At 68.8% G+C, this 18,701-nt stretch carries 19 protein-coding genes and 1 tRNA gene; 15 read left to right on the top strand and 5 right to left on the bottom strand.

Features of this window, described 5'->3' with window-relative positions; genetic code table 11:
- Window positions 1–52 precede the first annotated feature (52 nt).
- Window positions 53–988 carry a metallophosphoesterase gene (locus CQ034_RS13020; RefSeq protein ID WP_105711359.1) on the bottom strand — a complete coding sequence of 312 codons (936 nt, stop codon included), beginning with the start codon at window positions 986–988 and terminating at the stop codon, window positions 53–55.
- Window positions 985–3,543: a penicillin-binding protein gene (locus CQ034_RS13015; protein WP_105711358.1), complete on the bottom strand. Its 2,559-nt coding sequence runs from the start codon at window positions 3,541–3,543 to the stop codon at window positions 985–987. Before CQ034_RS13015 ends, CQ034_RS13020 begins: the two co-directional genes overlap by 4 nt.
- Before the next feature lie 88 nt (window positions 3,544–3,631).
- Between CQ034_RS13015 and CQ034_RS13010 the strand changes: the two genes are divergently transcribed.
- Both CQ034_RS13010 and CQ034_RS13005 read left to right on the top strand, forming a co-directional pair.
- Window positions 3,632–3,856, top strand: a complete 225-nt coding sequence (locus tag CQ034_RS13010; RefSeq protein ID WP_029261050.1) for a hypothetical protein — start codon at window positions 3,632–3,634, stop codon at window positions 3,854–3,856.
- Complete coding sequence (locus CQ034_RS13005; protein WP_029261052.1) at window positions 3,853–4,311, top strand: RidA family protein; 459 nt, start codon at window positions 3,853–3,855, stop codon at window positions 4,309–4,311. Before CQ034_RS13010 ends, CQ034_RS13005 begins: the two co-directional genes overlap by 4 nt.
- Before the next feature lie 88 nt (window positions 4,312–4,399).
- Here the strand turns inward: CQ034_RS13005 and acs are convergent, their stop codons facing one another.
- Window positions 4,400–6,367, bottom strand: a complete 1,968-nt coding sequence (acs, locus tag CQ034_RS13000; RefSeq protein ID WP_029261053.1) for an acetate--CoA ligase — start codon at window positions 6,365–6,367, stop codon at window positions 4,400–4,402.
- A 400-nt stretch (window positions 6,368–6,767) separates the two neighbouring features.
- Between acs and CQ034_RS12995 the strand changes: the two genes are divergently transcribed.
- The 12 genes from CQ034_RS12995 to CQ034_RS12940 all read left to right on the top strand — a co-directional run bounded on the left by CQ034_RS12995 (window position 6,768) and on the right by CQ034_RS12940 (window position 17,296).
- A complete protein-coding gene (locus CQ034_RS12995; RefSeq protein ID WP_181156314.1) occupies window positions 6,768–7,775 on the top strand; it encodes a TadA family conjugal transfer-associated ATPase in 1,008 nt (335 codons plus the stop codon).
- Window positions 7,769–8,671 carry a type II secretion system F family protein gene (locus CQ034_RS12990; RefSeq protein ID WP_181156313.1) on the top strand — a complete coding sequence of 301 codons (903 nt, stop codon included), beginning with the start codon at window positions 7,769–7,771 and terminating at the stop codon, window positions 8,669–8,671. The genes CQ034_RS12995 and CQ034_RS12990 overlap by 7 nt, the downstream gene beginning before the upstream one ends.
- A gap of 69 nt (window positions 8,672–8,740) precedes the next feature.
- Window positions 8,741–8,938 carry a DUF4244 domain-containing protein gene (locus tag CQ034_RS12985; protein WP_029261056.1) on the top strand — a complete coding sequence of 66 codons (198 nt, stop codon included), beginning with the start codon at window positions 8,741–8,743 and terminating at the stop codon, window positions 8,936–8,938.
- On the top strand, window positions 8,938–9,303 hold the full coding sequence (locus CQ034_RS12980; RefSeq protein ID WP_258134199.1) for a TadE family type IV pilus minor pilin: 366 nt from the start codon (window positions 8,938–8,940) through the stop codon (window positions 9,301–9,303). Before CQ034_RS12985 ends, CQ034_RS12980 begins: the two co-directional genes overlap by 1 nt.
- Complete coding sequence (locus CQ034_RS12975) at window positions 9,303–9,632, top strand: helicase (RefSeq protein WP_105711357.1); 330 nt, start codon at window positions 9,303–9,305, stop codon at window positions 9,630–9,632. The genes CQ034_RS12980 and CQ034_RS12975 overlap by 1 nt, the downstream gene beginning before the upstream one ends.
- Before the next feature lie 77 nt (window positions 9,633–9,709).
- Window positions 9,710–12,583 carry a type I DNA topoisomerase gene (gene topA / locus CQ034_RS12970; RefSeq protein ID WP_105711356.1) on the top strand — a complete coding sequence of 958 codons (2,874 nt, stop codon included), beginning with the start codon at window positions 9,710–9,712 and terminating at the stop codon, window positions 12,581–12,583.
- Window positions 12,580–13,209, top strand: coding sequence for a dTMP kinase (gene tmk, locus CQ034_RS12965; RefSeq protein ID WP_105711355.1), 630 nt, complete (start codon window positions 12,580–12,582; stop codon window positions 13,207–13,209). The genes topA and tmk overlap by 4 nt, the downstream gene beginning before the upstream one ends.
- A 56-nt stretch (window positions 13,210–13,265) precedes the next feature.
- Window positions 13,266–14,423: a DNA polymerase III subunit delta' gene (locus tag CQ034_RS12960; RefSeq protein ID WP_105711354.1), complete on the top strand. Its 1,158-nt coding sequence runs from the start codon at window positions 13,266–13,268 to the stop codon at window positions 14,421–14,423.
- The gene (locus tag CQ034_RS12955) at window positions 14,420–15,976 is read left to right on the top strand and encodes an alpha/beta hydrolase (protein WP_105711353.1); all 1,557 of its coding nucleotides are present in this window, start codon (window positions 14,420–14,422) and stop codon (window positions 15,974–15,976) included. Before CQ034_RS12960 ends, CQ034_RS12955 begins: the two co-directional genes overlap by 4 nt.
- A gap of 69 nt (window positions 15,977–16,045) precedes the next feature.
- Window positions 16,046–16,118 (top strand) — tRNA-Thr (locus tag CQ034_RS12950).
- Window positions 16,119–16,184: 66 nt separating this feature from the next.
- The gene (locus CQ034_RS12945; protein WP_105711352.1) at window positions 16,185–16,766 is read left to right on the top strand and encodes an isochorismatase family protein; all 582 of its coding nucleotides are present in this window, start codon (window positions 16,185–16,187) and stop codon (window positions 16,764–16,766) included.
- Window positions 16,763–17,296 carry a DUF1697 domain-containing protein gene (locus CQ034_RS12940; protein WP_105711351.1) on the top strand — a complete coding sequence of 178 codons (534 nt, stop codon included), beginning with the start codon at window positions 16,763–16,765 and terminating at the stop codon, window positions 17,294–17,296. Before CQ034_RS12945 ends, CQ034_RS12940 begins: the two co-directional genes overlap by 4 nt.
- Window positions 17,297–17,333: 37 nt before the next feature.
- Here CQ034_RS12940 and CQ034_RS12935 read toward each other — a convergent pair whose 3' ends face one another.
- Window positions 17,334–17,549: a hypothetical protein gene (locus CQ034_RS12935; protein ID WP_105711350.1), complete on the bottom strand. Its 216-nt coding sequence runs from the start codon at window positions 17,547–17,549 to the stop codon at window positions 17,334–17,336.
- Between the two features lie 25 nt (window positions 17,550–17,574).
- Here CQ034_RS12935 and CQ034_RS12930 point away from each other — a divergent pair, with 25 nt between their 5' ends.
- On the top strand, window positions 17,575–18,090 hold the full coding sequence (locus CQ034_RS12930; protein ID WP_029262791.1) for a CGNR zinc finger domain-containing protein: 516 nt from the start codon (window positions 17,575–17,577) through the stop codon (window positions 18,088–18,090).
- A gap of 9 nt (window positions 18,091–18,099) precedes the next feature.
- On the opposite strand, the gene CQ034_RS12925 is transcribed toward CQ034_RS12930, so the two are convergent.
- Window positions 18,100–18,645, bottom strand: coding sequence for a type 1 glutamine amidotransferase domain-containing protein (locus CQ034_RS12925; protein WP_105711349.1), 546 nt, complete (start codon window positions 18,643–18,645; stop codon window positions 18,100–18,102).
- Between the last annotated feature and the right edge of the window lie 56 nt (window positions 18,646–18,701).

The raw sequence follows: 18,701 nt of genomic DNA, 5'->3' as shown, positions 1-18,701 counted from the left end.
CAACCCTCCGAGTCTACAGGGAAATGCTCCGTGCGCCGAATCGAGCCGGCGATCAGTCCCGCGCGGTGAGCGTGAGCAGCGTCGCCTCGGGGCGGCAGGCGAAGCGGACCGGTGCGTAGATCGAGTGTCCGCACCCGGCGCTGACATTGAGCGGCACCGTGCGGCCCTCGTGCGTCCACGTGCTCAGTCCCTTGGCCTGCTTGAGGGGGATGTCGCAGTTGGCCACGAGGGCGCCGTAGCCGGGGAGGCACACCTGGCCGCCGTGCGTGTGACCGCCGAGGATCGCGTCGGCGCCGAGGTCGATGAATCCGTTGAGTACGCGCTGGTAGGGCGCGTGGGTGACGCCCAGCATCGGTGTGCCGGCGTCACGCGGACCGAGCGCGCCGATGGCGTCCGGCAGCACGTCGAGGCGGTCCCAGTCGCGGTGGGCGTCGTTCACGCCGAAGAGGTCGACCGCTGTGCCGGCGAGGGTGAGACGCGCCGCGGCGTTGTTCAGGTCGGTCCACCCGAGCTCGTCCGTGAAGTACCGGTCCATCGCCGCGGTGTCGAGGTGCTCCGGCTCAGGCTGCTTCTTGGACGGCCCGAGGAAGTAGCGCAGAGGGTTGCGGGGAGACGGAGCGGTCACGTCGTTCGATCCGTGCACGAACACCCCGGGGATGCCCGCGAGCGGGTCGAACGCGCGGCGGATGCCTTCCAAGCCGTTCGCGTGCCCGAGGTTGTCGCCGGTGTTGACGACGAGGTCCGGCTCCAGTTCGGCGAGCGAGGCCAGCCAGTCCTGCTTGCGGTGCTGCCAGGGCGCCATGTGCGCGTCCGACACGTGCAGGATACGCAAGGGGGCCGAACCGGGAGGGAGCGCGGATGCGGTCGCCTCGCGCACCGTGAACAGGTAGCGCTCGATGCCGATGCCCCAGACCGCTGCGGCGGCACCGACGGCCCCCACCGCGCCGAGCGCGATGAGGGCCGGGTGCGCAGCGCCGCGAGCGGTCACTTGCACGTCACGGTGACGGCGGTGGACTTGCTGGTCGCCGTGCCTGGTGCCGGGTCCGTGGCGGACACCACCGCGGTCGGCGGGTTGCACGAGTTGTCGATGGCGATCGACGTGAATCCCGCAGCGGTGAGCGCTGCCGACGCATCGGATCGAGACATACCGACCAGGCCGGCGGGAACGGTGGTGCCCTGGCCGTTGCTGGGCGAGATCGTGATGGTCGACCCGCCTGCGGTCTGTCCCTGCGGGTCCTGCGCGACGACGACGTTCGTGGGCTTGTCGCTGTCGACGGCGGCACCGACGGACACGCCGAAGCCCCGGCTCTTGAGAGTCGACTCCGCCTCTTCGACGGTCATGCCGACGACGTTCGGGACCTCGGTCATCACCCGTCGGGTGAGCTTGTCATCCGGACGCGGGAAGTCCTTCCCCCCGTACGTCGCGTTGGCGGCTGCCTGCGCGGCCTTGGCCAGCGGGTAGCGCATCCCGTTGAGCTGGTAGTTCCCTGCCCACTTCTGGTAGATGTCCGACTGCCCCTTCCAGCGTCCCGCCCAGACCGCCGTGGCGACCTCGGTGCTGGACTCGATCATCATGGTGGACCAGCGGTCGTGCGTTCCGGTCTTGCCGATCAGCGGGGTCCCGTCATAGGGATTCGCGTCGCGACCGGTTCCGCCGTCCATGACGCCCTTGAGCGCGTAAGCGGCGGTTGCGGCGACCTCAGGCGAGATCACGCCGTCGGTGCACGATGCGGCCGGGAGCTCGCGCTCCTCGCCGTCGGGGCCGACCACGCGGTCGATCGCTCGCGGGGTGCAGTACTTGCCGCCGCTCGCGACCGTGGCGTAGGCGTTCGCCATGGCGATGGGGGAGATGTTCTTCGGGCCGAGCACGTCGTAGGGGACGTTCTCGTCGGTGACCTTCTTGCCGCTGGCGAGAGTGACACCCATCCGATCGGCAACCTGGTTGATCTCGCAGATGTCGAGCTTCGAGGCCATCGCGAAGTAGCCGCTGTTCAGTGACTGTCGCGTGAAGTCCATGACGCTCGCGGTGTAGCCGCCGCCGCCGCCGAAGTTGCCGATCTCCTTGGTGTTCGCGGTCTGCGGGCTCTCGCAGACGGGGATCTTCAAGTTCGTCTGCACACGCCCGTTGAGCACCTCGTTGACGGAGTGCCCCTTCTCGAGCCAGTCGATCAGCGTGAACAGCTTGTACACCGAGCCGACCTGGAAACCGCCGGAGTTGCCGTGCTTCTGGTCGCCGGCGAAGACGAGCGAGGTCTTCCCGAGATCGTCGGTGGTGGTCTCGTCGAACTGCGTGTTCTGCGTGATCGACAGGATGCGACCGGTGCCGACCTCGATCGAGACGCCGGCAGCGCCGAAGTAGTCGTTGTCGTAGTTCGCCGGGACGATGTCGCGCATCGCCTGTGCGGCCGGATTCTGAATGTTGTAGTCCAGCGAGGTGTAGATCTTCAGGCCGCCGCGACGGAGCAGGTCGGCGCGGTCCTGGGGAGTCTTACCGAATGCTTCGTCGTCGAGCACGATCGACCGCACATACTGGCAGAAGTAGGCGTTGACGCCGGCCGCCGCACAGCCCTGCGTGGGCTGCTTCAGCGTCGGTGTGATCTCGGAGGCATCCGCCTCGTCGTACTGCGCCTGGGTGATCTTGCCGTCGGCGAGCATGCGGCCCAGCACGTAATGGCGACGGTCCTTTGTGAGCGAGTAGCCGCTGTCGGCGGTGTTCAGCGCCTCACCGGCCTCGTTCGTCGTGGTGCCCTGCGGCATGTCGATGCGGTACGTGTTGGGGTTCTGCACGATGCCGGCCAAGGTCGCCGCCTGCGCGACCGTGAGCTTCGCGGCACTCGTGCTGAAGTAGTACTTCGATGCGGCTTCGATGCCGTACACCGTGCCGCCGAAGTTCGCGATGTTCAGGTATCCGAGCAGGATGTCGTTCTTGGAGAAGTCCTTCTCGACCTGGATCGCGTAGCGCATCTCCTGCAGCTTGCGTTCGATGCCCTCGTTACCGCTGGCGTTGGTCGCGTCTTCGAAGCACTTGCGCAGGTCGTCCGTGTAGGTCTCGGAGGCGCGGTTGACGTCTTGCTCGCACTCCTGGATCAGCACGTTCTTCACGTACTGCTGGCTGATCGTGGAAGCGCCTCGGCTGGAGGTGCCGCGCACGTTGTCGACGAGCGCCTTCACGGTCGCGCCGAGGTTGACGCCGCCGTGGCTGTAGAAGCTCTTGTCCTCACTGGAGAGGATGGCGTCGTACAGCACGGGGGCCACCTGCTCGTACGTGACCGGGATGCGGTTCTGCTCGTAGAAAGAGGCCAGTTCGACCGGCTTGCCGTCGGGGTCCGTGGCGTAGATCGTCGACTGCTCCATCGGTGTACCCGGGTTGAGGTTCTCGGGGAGCTGGTCGAAGAGAGTCAGTGCCTGGGCGCCGGCGAGACCGGTCATGGTGAGGACGGGCGTGACGCTGGCAGCGACCAGGAGGCCGGCGACGGCGCTCAAGCCGACGAGCCCGACGAGACCGCCGAGCACGCCTCTCACCGTGCGATTCTTTTGGGGCATACGCTTGATCGTAGGGGAGTTCCCTGAATACCACCTTTGACGAGCCGGCCCGCAATCACGGTGTCGCGCCCCGATCGACAGGAGTGCCATGACCACGTGGGAGTACCTCACCACGCCGCTGCTGATCCACAACACGGCAGCCATCCTCAACAACTGGGGCAAGCAGGGCTGGGAGCTCGTGCAGGTCGTGCAGGGTCCCGAAGGCGGTCTCGTCGCCTACCTGAAGCGTCCGGTGAACGCGGATGCCTCCGCCAACGCCGGTCTGGCCGCGGCGGAGCAGGCCGCCCGTCAGTTCGAGGGAGGCCAGGCATGAGCGTCTCCGCCCGCCTCGCCGAACTCGGCATCGAGCTGCCCGCGGTCGCCGCTCCCGTCGCCGCCTACGTCCCGGCGGTCGTGCACGACGGTCTCGTCTACACCTCGGGCCAGCTCCCGTTCGTCTCCGGTGCGCTCCCTGCCCTCGGCAAGGTCGGCGCCGAGGTCTCGGCGGAAGACGCGAAGGCGTATGCGCGCACCTGTGCGTTGAACGCCCTTGCCGCGGCAGCGGATGCCGCGGGCGGCGTCGACCGCATCGGCGGAGTGCTCCGCGTGGGCGGCTTCGTCGCCTCCGCCGCAGACTTCACGGGGCAGCCGGGCGTCATCAACGGCGCCAGCGAGGTCCTCGGCGAGATCTTCGGCGACGCCGGGCGTCATGCGCGTGCGGCCGTGGGTGTGGCGGAGCTTCCCCTCGGCAGCCCGGTCGAGGTCGAAGTGACCTTCATCCTCGCCTGAGCATTCGGCCATCCGGCACGTCCGTGCCGCACACGAAGAACGCGCCTCCCCGGATCGGGAAGGCGCGTTCTTCGTCTATGGGGGAGTCCTACTTGACCTGCGCCGAGATGATGCTCATCACCGCGGTGTCGGCCAGCGTCGTCGTGTCCCCGACCTCGCGGCCTTCGGCGACGTCACGCAGGAGACGTCGCATGATCTTGCCGGAGCGGGTCTTCGGCAGCTCGCCCACGATGTACACGTCGCGCGGGCGGGCGATCGCCCCGATCTGCTCTCCGACCCACAGGCGCAGCAGCTGGGCGAGGCCCGCGGGCTCATGCTCGGCGAGGTAACTCTCCTTGATGATGACGAAGGCCACCACCGCCTGTCCGGTCGTCTCGTCCGACGCGCCGACCACGGCGGCTTCGGCGGTCGCCTCGTGCGCGACCAGCGACGACTCGATCTCCGCCGTGGAGAGACGGTGCCCCGAGACGTTCATGACGTCGTCGACGCGGCCGAGCAGCCACAGGTCGCCGTCCTCGTCGAGTCGGGCTCCATCACCCGCGAAGTAGTAACCCTGGTCCTCGAACTTCTCCCAGTACGTCTCGCGGTAACGCTCCGGGTCGCCCCAGATGCCGCGCAGCATGCTCGGCCAGGGCTCGGTGATCACGAGGAGTCCGCCGTTGCCGTTGCCGACCTCGACACCCTGCTCGTCGACGACATCGATCGAGATCCCCGGAAGCGGAACCTGCGCGGATCCGGGCTTGGTCTCGGTGACGCCGGGGAGGGCCGAGACCATGATCGCTCCGGTCTCGGTCTGCCACCACGTGTCGACGATCGGCGTCTTGCCGGCACCGATGACCTCGCGGTACCACATCCACGCCTCGGGGTTGATGGGCTCACCCACCGAACCGAGCAGTCGCAGCGACGACAGGTCGAACTTCTTCGGCACGCTGCGGCCGATCTTCATGAACGAACGGATCGCCGTCGGCGCGGTGTAGAAGATCGAGACCTTGTACTTCTCGATGATCTCCCACCAGCGGCCGGGGTGCGGGGCGTCCGGCGTGCCTTCGTAGAGCACCTGGGTCGCGCCGTTCGCGAGCGGACCGTAGGTGACGTAGCTGTGTCCGGTGATCCATCCGATGTCGGCCGTGCACCAGAAGACGTCGGTCTCCGGATGCAGGTCGAACACGTACTTGTGCGAGTACGCGACCTGGGTGAGGTAACCGCCCGAGGTGTGCAGGATGCCCTTGGGCTTCCCGGTGGTGCCCGACGTGTAGAGGATGAACAGCGGGTTCTCCGCGGGGAAGGCCTGGGCCGTGTGCTCGGCGGACGCCGCGGGAACCACGTCGTGCCACCACAGGTCGCGTCCCTCGACCCAGTCCACCTCGTTCTCGCCGCGCCGGACGACCAGGACGTGCTCGACGGTCTGCTGCTCGCCCTCGCCACGGTCGGCGAGCGCCTGATCCACCGCCGGCTTCAAAGCGGACACCCGGCCCTTGCGGTAGCCGCCGTCAGCGGTGATGACGAGCTTCGCTCCGGCGTCGTCGATGCGTGAGCGGAGGCTGTCGGCGCTGAATCCGCCGAACACCACGGAGTGGATCGCACCGACGCGGGCGACGGCGAGCATCGAGGCGATCGCCTCGGGGATCATGGGCAGATAGATCGCGACGCGGTCGCCCTGGCCGATGCCGAGCCCTTCGAGGACGTTGGCGACCCGCTTGACCTCTGCGGTCAGCTCGGCGTAAGTGATGCGCCGGGAATCCCCGGGCTCACCCTCCCAGTGCAGAGCGACCCGGTCGCCGTTGCCCTCTTCGACGTGCCGGTCGAGGCAGTTGTACGCCACGTTCAGCTCGCCGTCGTCGAACCACTTCGCGAACGGCGGGTTCGTCCAGTCGAGAACCTGCGTGAACGGCTTGTGCCAGTGCACCAGGTCGCGGGACTGCTCGCCCCAGAACGCCTCGCGATCGGCAGCGGCGCGCTCGTAGAGTTCGGGCGATGAGATGGTCTGGGCGACGAATTCCTCCGACGGTGCGAACCGCCGGGTCTCGTCGAGAAGGTGGTCGATCTGGCTGCTCATCGGCAGGCGCTCCTTTGCGGCATTCGGGTCGTTCGAACCTGGCCGTGGGGGTGGACGGCGCGGTCAGGGTGAATCTATCCGCGGGGCCACACATCGCATACTGCCGAAAGTCGGTAGTCGCACCGGTTTTGTCAGGACGGTTGCCTTGCGTACACTCGACGACAGCCGAAATCTCATTCCGGCCTTGGCATGCCCGATTCCCCCAATCGTGCATCGCCGTGGGCGGCATCTCATTCCCCCCGTGAGATGCCGCCCATTCCGTTGGGAGCGCTCCCGTTCGCGGCGTCCCGGACCTCTCCGCCTCCTGCACCGGCCGACGACCACGAGTCTTCTGCACAGTGCCTGAGCCGCGTTGGCGTATCCGATCGCTCGCGCCGTCCCGGCCGCCTACCTTCGCGGTATGCCCGATTCCTTCGTCATCCAGCCCCGTGGCGCGGCACCGGTGACGGGCGCGATGGATGCCGCTCCCGAGCCGCTGCGCCTCGACCCCGCCTTCGGTCCGCTCATCGCCCACATCGACGACGCCGTCACCGATGTCTTCGTCAACGGCCCGGCGGGTCTGTTCGTCGACCGAGGCAGCGGCGCCGATCCTGTGAGCGGATGGCGGGCGTCGGAGCGGGAGGTCCGCGACCTCGCCGTCGCCCTCGTCGGTCTCGGCGGGCGCCATCTCGACGACCAGGCCCCGTGCGTCGACGTCCGTCTCGATTCCGGCATCCGCGTGCATGCCGTCCTCGCTCCGGTGTCCACGATGGGCACCGCGCTCTCGATCCGCATCCCTCGGGTGCGGGCGGCCGACCTCGAGGCGCTCGCTGCGCTCGGCTCCTTCGGCGCACGTCAGCAGGCCTGGCTCCTCGGGCTCGTGGCCGAACGGGCCAACATCCTCATCACCGGCGGCACCGGAACGGGCAAGACGACGCTCCTGTCCGCGCTGCTCTCCGAGGTCCCGGCGACCGAGCGCATCGTCACGATCGAAGATGTCGCAGAGCTCCGTCCGCGCCACCCGCATCACGTCGCCCTCGAGGCGCGTCAGGCGAATGTCGAGGGAGCGGGAGGGATCACGCTGGCTCGGCTGGTGCGCGAGTCACTGCGGATGCGGCCGGACCGTCTGGTGGTGGGCGAATGCCGCGGGGAAGAGGTCCGAGAGCTGCTCACCGCGCTCAACACCGGACACGACGGCGGCGCCGGCACGATGCACGCCAGCGGGCTCCGCGATGTGCCGGCCCGGCTCGAGGCCCTCGGTGCGCTGGCCGGGTTGGATGCAGTCGCCCTCGCGCGGCAGGCGGTGAGTGCGTTCACGGTGGTGCTGCATCTCGACCGTGCTCCCGGGGGCGTCCGTCGGATCCGGCAGGCCGGACGACTCGTGATGGCGGGCGACCGGTTGGACATCGAGGAGGTCACGCCGTGGTGATCCGGCGACGCCCTGCGCCCCCTGCGAGTGAGACGGGGGCGAGCGATGCCGCGACCTCGGTGCAGACCCTGGCCGTCCTGCTGCAGGCGGGAGCGGTGCCGGTCGTCGCCTGGCGGCACCTCGCTGACATCGGCGACCCGCATGCGCTGGCCGTGACCGAGCGGGTGGAGGGAGGCGTTCCCCTGCTCGACGCCATCGAGGCCGAGGGTGGGGCCTGGGTCGACCTCGCGGCCGCATGGGAGATCGCCACCACGGTCGGTGCTCCGCTTGCCGAGGTGCTCCGGATCATCGCCGAATCTCTGCGCGACGCCGCGTCCGCCGCCGACGATGTGCGCATCGCACTCGCCGAGCCCGCGGGAACAGCGCGCCTGCTGCTGTGGATGCCGCTCGCGGGACTTCTTCTCGGGTTCGCGCTCGGCTTCGACACCGTCGGCGTCATCGTCGGCAATCCGCTCGGTGCCGCCTGCGTGGTCACGGGCCTTCTCCTCGTGCTCGCAGCTCGGCTGTGGACGCGGCGGCTGCTCCGCCGCGCTGCGCCCGAGCCGGGCACGCCCGGGATGCGAGCCGAACTGGTGGCCGTCGCGCTCGCCGGAGGCGCCTCCATCGACCGCGCCCTCCGTCTGGTCGCCGAGAGCTCGGCCGGCGGGGGGACCGAGGAGGGCATCCGATCCGTGCTCGAGCTGTCCCGAGCAGCCGGCGTGCCCGCGGTGGAGCTCCTTCGAGCGTCCGCAGCGCAGGATCGGCATGCCGCGCGGGTGCACGGCCGCCTGCGTGCGGCGAAGCTCTCGACACGACTGCTCATCCCGCTCGGTGTGTGCACCCTGCCTGCGTTCCTCCTGCTCGGTGTGGCGCCGATGCTGCTCAGCGTCCTGGCCTCGACACCGCTGCCCCTGTGAGCGACGTGCCGAGCGACCCGCTGAGACCGACCAACCGATGCGAAGGCATCACAGAGAAAGAGGTACATCATGATCCGCATCCCCCGACTCGACCGGCGCCGCGCGGCTGCGCTGTTCGGCGACGACACCGGCGCGGCCACGGCCGAATACGCGATCACCACGATGGCCGCCGTGGCGTTCGCAGGGCTCCTGGTCGTCATCATGCGATCCGACGAGGTTCGCGGCATCCTGACCGATCTCGTCCGGCGAGCCCTCACCGTGTCGTGATGCGCCCCCGGAGGAGCGGCGCCGGTCGCGCCGGGGCGGGGGAGCGAGGCTCCGTCGCCGCAGAACTCGCTCTCGGGCTGCCCGCCGTGCTGCTGGCGCTCCTGCTCGGTGCGGGCGCGCTCGGCGCGGCATCGCGCCAGGTGGCGCTGCAGGACGCATCGGCGGATGCGGCCCGTCTCCTCGGCCGCGGCGAGGGGGCGGACGCCGCCCAGCGCGTGGTGGGCACGGCCGTCCCCGGCGCAGGGATCTCGTCTTCGCACTCGGGTGACCTCGTGTGCGTCACGGCAACCTTCGAGGCCTCGATCGGCGCGCTGGTGCGGCTGCCCCTCCGGGCGTCGAGCTGCGCGCTCGACGGAGGCCGCTGATGGCCGGCACGGCGGTGGCCGCGGGGGTCCTGGTGGTCGCCGCTGCACTGTCTCTCGGGCTGGCCGCCGTCGGCGGAGCGGCGGTGACGGCGCAGCGCGCGGCCGGGGCGGCCGATGCCGCGGCGCTTGCCGCAGCCGATGCCGCGAGCGGTGCCGTGCCGACCGCAGCGGAGCCGTGTGCGCTCGCCGCGCGGGTCGCGGAGGCGGCGGGCGCGGCACTCACCGGCTGCTCTCTCGAGGGCTTCGTGGCGACCGTGGAGGTGCAGGCGGCGTACGCTGGACTCGCAGCCGTCTCCCGAGCCCGTGCCGGGCCACCCGAGGGACAGTGACGGCCGTGCGACCTCACTCACTGTGAACGACCCCACACGGTGGTGTGTATGGTGTGCTTCGAAGAAAGGACGCACCCTTGGCTGAAGGCAAGAAGCTCGTCATCGTCGAGTCCCCGACGAAGATGCGGTCTATTCAGGGATACCTCGGCGACGGCTATGAGGTACTCAGCTCCGTCGGCCATATCCGCGACCTCGCTGACAAGAAGGACATCCCGGCTGCCGACAAGCAGGCCTACGGGAAGTACTCCATCGACATCGACAACGGGTTCGACCCGTACTACGTCGTCTCCGATCGCAAGACGAAGACGGTCGCTGAACTCAAGCGCGCACTGAAGAGCGCCGACGAGCTCCTGCTCGCCACTGATGAGGACCGCGAAGGCGAGGCGATCGCCTGGCACCTGCTCGAGACGCTCAAGCCCAAGGTCCCCGTCAAGCGCATGGTGTTCCACGAGATCACCAAGGACGCGATCCAAGCGGCAGTCGGAAACACGCGTGAGCTCGACCACGACCTCGTCGACGCGCAGGAGACCCGCCGCATCCTCGACCGCCTGTACGGCTGGGACGTCTCGCCTGTCCTCTGGTACAAGGTCAAGACCGGCATCTCGGCCGGACGCGTGCAGTCCGCCGCGACCCGCCTCATCGTCGACCGCGAGCGTGAGCGCATGGCGTTCACCTCGGCCGAGTACTGGGACGTCGACGCTCAGGCAGCCGCGACCGGCACGTCGTTCAAGATCCGCCTCGTGCGTGTCGACGGCGGCCAGCTCGCCCGCGGCACCGACTTCGACGACGACGGAAAGCTCAAGAAGGCCGTCGTCATCCTCGATGAGGCCACCGCTGCCGCGCTCGCCGAAGCGGTCGACGCCGTCGGTGCCGGCAGCGTCACCAAGGTCGAAGCCAAGCCGGGCACACGCAGCCCTTATGCGCCGTTCACCACCTCCACGATGCAGCAGGAGGCGGGACGCAAGCTCTCGATGGGAGCCAAGCAGGCGATGGGCGTGGCCCAGCGGCTGTACGAGAAGGGCTACATCACTTATATGCGTACCGACTCCACGTCGCTGAGCACCCAGGCGGTGCAGGCGGCGCGGAGCCAGGCGGTGGCCCTCTACGGCGACGCCGCGGTGCCGTTGAAGCCGCGCGTGTACAAGTCCAAGAGCAAGAACGCGCAGGAGGCGCACGAGGCGATCCGTCCCTCGGGAGACACCTTCCGCACGCCCGCCTCTCTCTCGTCCGAGCTCGACCGCGACGAGCAGCGCCTCTACGACCTCATCTGGAAGCGCACGGTCGCCAGCCAGATGTCCGACGCGAAGTACGAGACCACCACGGTCACGATCGCCGTCGACGCCGCGGGGAAGAAGGCCGAGTTCACGGCCTCCGGAACCGTCTACACCTTCAAGGGCTTCCTGGAGGCGTACGAAGAGGGTCGCGACGAGAAGCGCGGCGACGCGGATGCCGCCGAGAATCAGTCGCTGCCTGCCGTCGCCGTCGGAGATCAGCTCGCGGTGTCGGATGCGGAGGCCAAGGGGCACCGCACCACGCCGAAGCCGCGCTACACCGAGGCGTCGCTCGTGAAGGTCCTCGAAGAGAAGGGCATCGGCCGTCCCTCGACCTTCGCCTCGATCCCCGAGACCATTCTCGACCGCGGTTATGCGGTCAAGCGCGGACAGGCACTCGTGCCGACGTGGCTCGCGTTCAGCGTGGTCCGGCTGCTCGAGGAGCACTTCGCCGAGCTGGTCGACTACGACTTCACCGCTGCGCTCGAGGACGACCTCGACACGATCGCCCGCGGCGAGCAGAACCGCGTGGAATGGCTCAAGTCGTTCTACTTCGGCTCCGACTCACACGTCGGCCTCCGCCAGGTCGTCGACAACCTCGGCGAGATCGACGCGCGCGCCCTCAACTCCACCCGCATCACGGACACTGCCACGCTGCGCTTCGGCAAGTACGGCCCGTACCTCGAGGTCGCCGACCCGGAGAACCCCGACGCCAAGCCTCGCATCGTCAATGTGCCGGAAGACCTCGCGCCCGACGAGCTGACCGCCGAGAAGGCGCAGGAGCTCATCGACGCTCCCGTCGCGGGCGACCGTGTGCTCGGGGAGAACCCGGAGAACGGCAAGATCGTCGTCGTCAAGGACGGCCGGTTCGGACCGTATGTCCAGGAGAACGACCCGGTGTCCGAGGACGCAGCGGTCGACGAGACGACCGGCGAGGTCGTCGAGGCCCCGAAGCCGAAGCGCGGAGCGAAGAAGGAGGCGGCCCCGAAGCCGCGCACCGCATCGCTGTTCCGCTCGATGTCGGTCGACACGATCGAGCTCGACACCGCGCTGCAGCTCCTGAGCCTGCCGCGTGTCGTGGGCGTCGACCCGGAATCGGGAGACGAGATCACGGCCCAGAACGGCCGCTTCGGTCCGTACCTGAAGAAGGGCACCGACTCGCGGTCGCTCGAGAGCGAATCGCAGATCTTCGACGTCACGCTCGAGCAGGCGCTGGAGATCTACTCCCAGCCGAAGTACGGTGCCGGTCGTCGTGCATCCAGCGCACTCGCCGAGTTCGAGGCCGACCCCGTCAGCGGTAAGCCGATCCGCATCCGCGACGGCAGGTTCGGTGCCTACGTGACCGATGGCGAGACGAACGTGACGATTCCGCGCGGCCAGACGGTCGAGGACATCACATTCGAGATCGCCGTGCAGATGCTCGCCGACAAGCGTGCCAAGGGCCCGGCTCCGAAGCGCGGTGCGGCCAAGAAGGCGCCCGCCAAGAAGGCGCCGGCCAAGAAGGCCGCCGCCAAGAAGCCCGCAGCCAAGACGGCGGCCAAGTCGACGACCGCGAAGAAGGCCCCCGCGAAGAAGACCACGGCGGCGACGTCGGCCGCACGGTCGGCTGCGGCGAAGAAGGCTGCAGCCACCCGTGCGGCGAACGCCGCCGCGAAGGCAGCGGAGAAGGCGAGCTCGTGACTCCAGGTCACGGGGTGTGGATCACGCTCGAAGGCGGAGACGGCTCTGGCAAGACCACGCAGTCGAATCTGCTCGCGGAGTGGCTCGAAGGCACCGGGCGCACTGTCGTGCGCACGCGCGAACCCGGTGGTTCCGAGGTCGGGCAGCTCATCCGCGACATCGTGCTGCATCATCGAGGTGACATCGCGCCGCGCGCCGAGGCGTTGCTCTACGCGGCCGACCGCGCGCACCACGTGGCGACGGTCGTGCGACCCGCACTCGACCGCGGGGATGTCGTGCTGCAGGATCGCTACCTCGACTCGTCCGTGGCGTACCAGGGTGCCGGCCGTGTGCTCGATGCGACCGAGATCCGCGAGCTTTCGCTCTGGGCGGCCGAAGGCGCGCTGCCCGACCTGACCGTGCTGCTCGACCTCGACCCCGCTGCGGCCCGCACCCGCCTCGACTCCGCCGACAAGCCGTTCGACCGGCTGGAAGCAGAACAGGCGGAGTTCCACGGGCGCGTCCGCGACGCGTACCTGGCCCTCGCGGCGGCCGAGCCCGAGAGGTTCCTCGTCCTCGACGCCGCCGCAGCGCCGACGGTGATCGCGGAGCAGATCCGTGCCCGGGTCGGCGCACTGCTCGGCTGACCTGTGCGAGCGACACCCATGCCGTCGGCGTCGGTGGTCGCGATTAGGCTGAGTGCATGGCCCGCACCGTTCCTCCTCCTTTCCCGTGGGCGGACGTGTGGGGGCAGGATGCTGCCGTCGACACGCTCCGTGCGGCGGCATCCGATCCGGGTGCGCTCTCGCATGCCTGGCTGATCACCGGCCCGCCCGGATCCGGCCGCTCGACTCTCGCGTACGCGTTCGCGGCCGCGCTGGTCGCCGACCACCCCGAAGATGAGGCCGTGATGCGGCAGGTCTTCGCGGGCACCCACCCCGATGTCACGGCGCTCCGGACCGACAAGGTGATCATCACGATCGCCGAGGCCCGCGCTCTCGTGGAGCGCTCCTACTTCGCACCCTCCGCTGGTCGGTATCGCGTGATCGTCGTCGAAGACGCCGATCGCATGGTCGAACGCACCTCCAATGTGCTGCTGAAAGCACTCGAGGAGCCGCCCGAGCAGACGGTGTGGATCCTGTGCGCGCCCAGCGAGGCCGACCTGTTGCCGACGATCCGCTCCCGGGTCCGCTCGCTGCGACTGCGTGAGCCGGATGTGGCTGACGTGGCCCGGCTCATCACCCTGCGCACGGGGGCCGATGAGGCTGTCGCCGAGCAGGCGGCGCGGCATGCGCAGCGCCACATCGGGATGGCGCAGCGTCTCGCCACCGATGACGCGGCTCGGCGTCGGCGCGACGAGACCCTCCGGTCGGTCATCGGGGTCCGCGGTGTCGGCGATGCGGTCGATGTGGCGGGTCGGATCATCCAGGCCGCGACCGAAGACGCGAAGGCTCTCACGGCAGAGCGCGACGCGCAGGAGCGGGCTTCGCTCCTGCGCACGATCGGAATCGCCGAGGGGCAGGCCGTGCCGCCGGCTTTGCGCACGCAGCTCTCGGCGCTCGAAGACGATCAGAAGAAGCGTGCCACGCGCAGCCTGCGTGACGGCATCGATCGCGTGCTCACCGACCTGCAGTCGCTGTTCCGCGACGTGATCATGCTGCAGTTCGGCCGCGGCGACGATCTCATCAACAGCGAGCTGCGCCCCGAGCTGGAAGGCATCGCCGCGGCCTGGTCCGAGGCCCGTACCCTTGTCGTACTTGACCACCTTGCCGAGACGCGGCAGTCGCTGGAGCGCAACGTCGCTCCGCTGCTCGCACTGGAGAGCTTGCTCGTGACGATCACGAGCGGGAGGAAACCGTGAACAACCGATCGACTTCCCGCTTCCGTCGCGCCGCCGCGGTCATCGCCGGCCTCGCCGCGGCATCCGTCGCGCTCTCAGGCTGTCTCTACGCGATGATCCCCGAGCAGTCGTCGCGGCCGGCGTCGACCATCGTCCCCGACACCGACGGGGTCGCCGAAGACCTGCTGCCGTTCTATTCGCAGGAGCTGGAGTGGACGGACTGCGGCCCCGGCTTCGACTGCACCGAGGTGACGGCGCCCCTCGACTGGGAGAACCCGGGGGCCGGTGACATCAGCCTGTCGGTGATCCGGCATCGCGCGCAGGGGACCCCCGTCGGCTCCCTGCTCACGAACCCGGGCGGTCCCGGATCGAGCGGTGTGGAGCTCGTCCAGAGCAGCCTCGACTTCGCCGTCGGGCCCGATCTCATCGAGAACTACGACGTGATCGGCTTCGATCCGCGCGGAGTCGGGGGCTCGACCGCGGTGACCTGCTACGACGCACCGGAGATGGACGACTACCTCTACGGCATCCCGTCCGCCGCCCGTGGTACGGCGGAGTGGGAAGCCGAGCAGCTCGACGCGCACAAGTCGTTCGCCGAGGCATGCGAGGCGAACAGTGACGGCATCCTGCCGCACATCACGACGGTCAACTCCGCCCGCGACATGGATCTGATCCGCGCGGTGCTGGGCGACAAGCAGCTCAACTATCTCGGCTACTCCTACGGCACTTTCCTCGGCGCGACCTACGCCAAGCTCTACCCCGAGAAGGCCGGACGCCTGGTGCTCGACGGCGCGATCGATCCGGCGGTTCCGGGGCTCGAGGTCGGGGCGACTCAGGCTCTGGGCTTCGAGTCGGCGCTGCGCGCCTACATGCAGAACTGTCTCGACTCGGGGAACTGCCCCTTCAACGGCACAGTGGACGAGGCGATGGCCGATCTCGGGGCGCTGCTGGCGAGCGTCGACCGCACTCCGCTCGAGAACGGCGATGGGCGGATGATGGGTGCGGACTCCCTGCTGACGGGGATCATCGCCGCGCTCTACGCCCAGGAAAGCTGGGACATCCTCACCCAGGCCCTCGATGAGGCGCTGCAGGGAGACCCGACCACGGCGTTCCTGCTCGCCGACTATTACAACAAACGCGGCGATGACGGAATCTACACCGACAACTCCACCGAGGCCTTCCGTGCATACAACTGCATGGACTACCCGGTCGAGGACGACCCGGCCGCCGAAGCCGCGATCGAGGCCAAGATCGCCGCGGGCGCGCCGACCATCGCCCCGTACTGGACCGGACCGGACTCCTGCGAGGTCTGGCCCTACCCGCCGACCGGCACGCGCGGCGAGATCGCGGCTGAGGGTGCAGGACCCATTCTCGTGATCGGCACGACGAACGATCCGGCGACGCCGTACGAGTGGTCCGAGTCGCTGGCGGACCAGCTCGAAGAAGGGGTCCTGATCACCCGCGTCGGCGAGGGCCACACCGGGTACAACAAGGGCAACGTCTGTGTGGACGACGCCGTCGAAGCGTTCCTGCTCGACGATGTGGTGCCCGAAGACGGCTTGCGCTGCGAGTGAGGCGGGCTCGATTCGCGACCGGGCACGAGACAGGGTAATATCGGTGATCGCGCCGCTCACGCGTCGCACGCCGCTTTAGCTCAGTCGGCAGAGCATTTCACTCGTAATGAAAAGGTCGTCAGTTCGATTCTGACAAGCGGCTCCGAAGGCCCCGTGATGTGAAGAACATCACGGGGCCTTTCCCGTTCCAGCGGCGTACCCTCGAATCATGAGCAGAGCGCTTCTGATCGTCGATGTGCAGAACGATTTCACGGAGGGTGGTGCACTCGCCGTGACGGGCGGTGATGCGGTGGCCGCTGCCGTCACGACATTCCTCGCCGCGCATGCCTCCGACTATGGGGTGATCATCGCGTCGCGGGACTGGCATGACGCGCAGGGAGACAACGGCGGACACTTCGCCGGCACGCCCGATTACGTCGACTCGTGGCCGGTGCACTGCGTCGCGGGTACCGACGGTGCGGAGTACGACCCGCTCCTGGTGACGGATGCCGTGACGCACCACGTCCGCAAAGGGCAGGGCAAACCCGCTTACTCGATGTTCGAGGGGGAGACGGAGGCGGGTGAGACCGTCGGCGCGCTCCTCACTGCCGCGGGAGTGCTCAGTGCCGATGTGGTCGGCATCGCGACCGATCACTGCGTCCGGGCGTCCGCGCTCGACGCGATCGCGCACGGCGTCCATGTACGGATTCTGACCGACCTCGTCGCCGGGGTGGCTCCGGAACCGAGCGAAGCAGCCCTCGCAGAGCTCGTGCACGCAGGTGCGGAACTGGTCGAGAGCACCGACGCGTGAACCGCAGCGTCCTGCTGCTTCGGGCTGTGAACGTCAGCGGACGCAACAGCGTGCCGATGGCACGGTTGCGAGAGATGCTGGCGACCGATACCGATCTCGCCGACGTGTCCACCTACATCGCGAGCGGCAACATCATCTGCGCGACTCCGGAGAACCCGGATGCCGCATGCTCCGCCGTGCGCGTCGCGATCCACGAGGAGTTCGGGGTCGACACTCCGGTCATCCACCGAACGCACACGCAGTTGGTCGCGTCGGAGTCCGCTCAGCCTTTTCCCGAGGGTGACGTGAAGTTCGTGCACGCGATGTTCCTCGAGGGATCGCCCTCGGCAGGGGCGGTCGAGGCGCTGGAGAGACGACTCCTGCCGGAGGAGCGTCTGGAGCTCGTGGGGAACGACCTGTGGATCGACTACGGGAGTGGCGGCGTGCACTCCACGAAGCTCACGAAGGGAGTGCTGGACCGTGCGCTGGGCGTGGCCGGCACCGCCCGCAACCTCCGGACGACGCGCACACTCATCGAGTTGACGGCGTGACGGCGTGACGGCGCCGGAGATCGTCGAGGCCTGAGTCTCAGCCCTGGACCCCGCCGGTCTCCGTGCTCAGCGCGGTCGGCGGCGTGTGCGGGTGCGACTGCAGGTCGACGCGGCGGGTGCCGCAGCCCCCGCACCGTACGTAGAGGACGACGCCCTCACCGGTCGGATGCCGGGACTCGACGAGCCACGCGTGCTCGTGGGTCTCTGTCTCGGGCCGGAGGCGGGGTATTGGGAGGGTGTTCTGCGAGGTCATGCATCCAGCGTGGTGTAATGGTCTTATGCATCTCAACCCTTACGGAGAATATGCGGTGCTCCTGGCCGCCTCCCTCGCCAACGACTGGCCGGCCGACCGCGCCGGGATCGAGGAGCGCACCCTCGAGCTGGGTATGACGCAGACGTTCCCGCCGGCGGCCGATGATCATGAGCGGATCAAGACGGTCATCGACGACTGGCTCGCGATCGTCGACGAGCCCGACCCCGATGCCCGGGCTCTGCTGCTGAACGCCCAGCTCGCGGCCGCGGCCGCCTACCCGCGGCTCACTAACCACGACGGGGAGGGCTGGCACCTGCACTACCGCGATGACGTGCCGTCACTGCCCTACGTGTTGCGGGCGATCATCAGCCTCGGCACCTCGCTGCACCTCGTGACACGGGGGATGAGCAGGCTCGGCAGGTGTCAGGCCGCGCCGTGCACGAACGTCGTCGCGGACGTGACCCGCAACGGCCGTCAGCGCTTCTGCTCCGTGCGCTGTGCGAACCGCGCGGCCGTCCGACGGCACCGGGCGCGGGCCTGACACCGCTGCTCAGGCGGTCTGCCCGGAGTGCTTGCCCTCGCCGATCTCTTCGACGAGCTTCGCGTTGAAGGCGGGCAGGTCGTCGGGCGTGCGGCTGGAGACGAGGCCCTCGTCCACGACGACTTCCTCGTCGACCCAGGTCGCCCCGGCGTTGCGCAGGTCTGTCGTCAGGCTTGGGTAGCTGGTGAGCGTCCGGCCGTCCACGACACCGGCCTCGATGAGGATCCAGGCGCCGTGGCAGATCACGCCCACGGGCTTGTGCTGCTCGAAGAAGGACCGCGCGAGGGCGATCGACGGCTTGTCGAGGCGCAGGTGGTCGGCGTTCACGACGCCGCCGGGAAGCACGAGCGCGTCGAATTGGTCGGCCGACGCGTCGGAGGCGAGGAGATCCACGGCCTGCTCGTGACCGTTCTTCCCGGTGATCGCGGCGCCGTCCGGGGCGATCAGCGTCGCGCTCGCGCCCTCGGCGGTCACCGCATCCCAGGGGCTGGTGAGCTCGCTGTCCTCGAATCCGTCCGTCGCCAGGAATGCCACTCGGTTGCCGGTGAGAGTCATGGTTCGTCGTCCTTTCGTGGAGGGTCGTCCGCGGGGAGCGGACGAGTAGACCCTCT

The sequence above is a fragment of the Microbacterium sp. MYb45 genome (assembly GCF_002979655.1).
Taxonomy (GTDB): Bacteria; Actinomycetota; Actinomycetes; order Actinomycetales; family Microbacteriaceae; genus Microbacterium.
This window is presented reverse-complemented; position numbering and strand designations above follow the sequence as displayed.

Excerpts from the sequence above, each read along its gene's own strand:
- CQ034_RS13015 (WP_105711358.1), bottom strand. The coding sequence starts at position 3,543 with ATGCCCCAAAAGAATCGCACGGTGAGAGGCGTGCTCGGCGGTCTCGTC.
- CQ034_RS13010 (WP_029261050.1), top strand. The coding sequence starts at position 3,632 with ATGACCACGTGGGAGTACCTCACCACGCCGCTGCTGATCCACAACACG.
- CQ034_RS13005 (WP_029261052.1), top strand. The coding sequence starts at position 3,853 with ATGAGCGTCTCCGCCCGCCTCGCCGAACTCGGCATCGAGCTGCCCGCG.
- acs (WP_029261053.1), bottom strand. The coding sequence starts at position 6,367 with ATGAGCAGCCAGATCGACCACCTTCTCGACGAGACCCGGCGGTTCGCA.
- CQ034_RS12995 (WP_181156314.1), top strand. The coding sequence starts at position 6,768 with ATGCCCGATTCCTTCGTCATCCAGCCCCGTGGCGCGGCACCGGTGACG.
- CQ034_RS12985 (WP_029261056.1), top strand. The coding sequence starts at position 8,741 with ATGATCCGCATCCCCCGACTCGACCGGCGCCGCGCGGCTGCGCTGTTC.
- CQ034_RS12980 (WP_258134199.1), top strand. The coding sequence starts at position 8,938 with ATGCGCCCCCGGAGGAGCGGCGCCGGTCGCGCCGGGGCGGGGGAGCGA.
- CQ034_RS12975 (WP_105711357.1), top strand. The coding sequence starts at position 9,303 with ATGGCCGGCACGGCGGTGGCCGCGGGGGTCCTGGTGGTCGCCGCTGCA.
- CQ034_RS12960 (WP_105711354.1), top strand. The coding sequence starts at position 13,266 with ATGGCCCGCACCGTTCCTCCTCCTTTCCCGTGGGCGGACGTGTGGGGG.
- CQ034_RS12945 (WP_105711352.1), top strand. The coding sequence starts at position 16,185 with ATGAGCAGAGCGCTTCTGATCGTCGATGTGCAGAACGATTTCACGGAG.
- CQ034_RS12935 (WP_105711350.1), bottom strand. The coding sequence starts at position 17,549 with ATGACCTCGCAGAACACCCTCCCAATACCCCGCCTCCGGCCCGAGACA.
- CQ034_RS12930 (WP_029262791.1), top strand. The coding sequence starts at position 17,575 with ATGCATCTCAACCCTTACGGAGAATATGCGGTGCTCCTGGCCGCCTCC.
- CQ034_RS12925 (WP_105711349.1), bottom strand. The coding sequence starts at position 18,645 with ATGACTCTCACCGGCAACCGAGTGGCATTCCTGGCGACGGACGGATTC.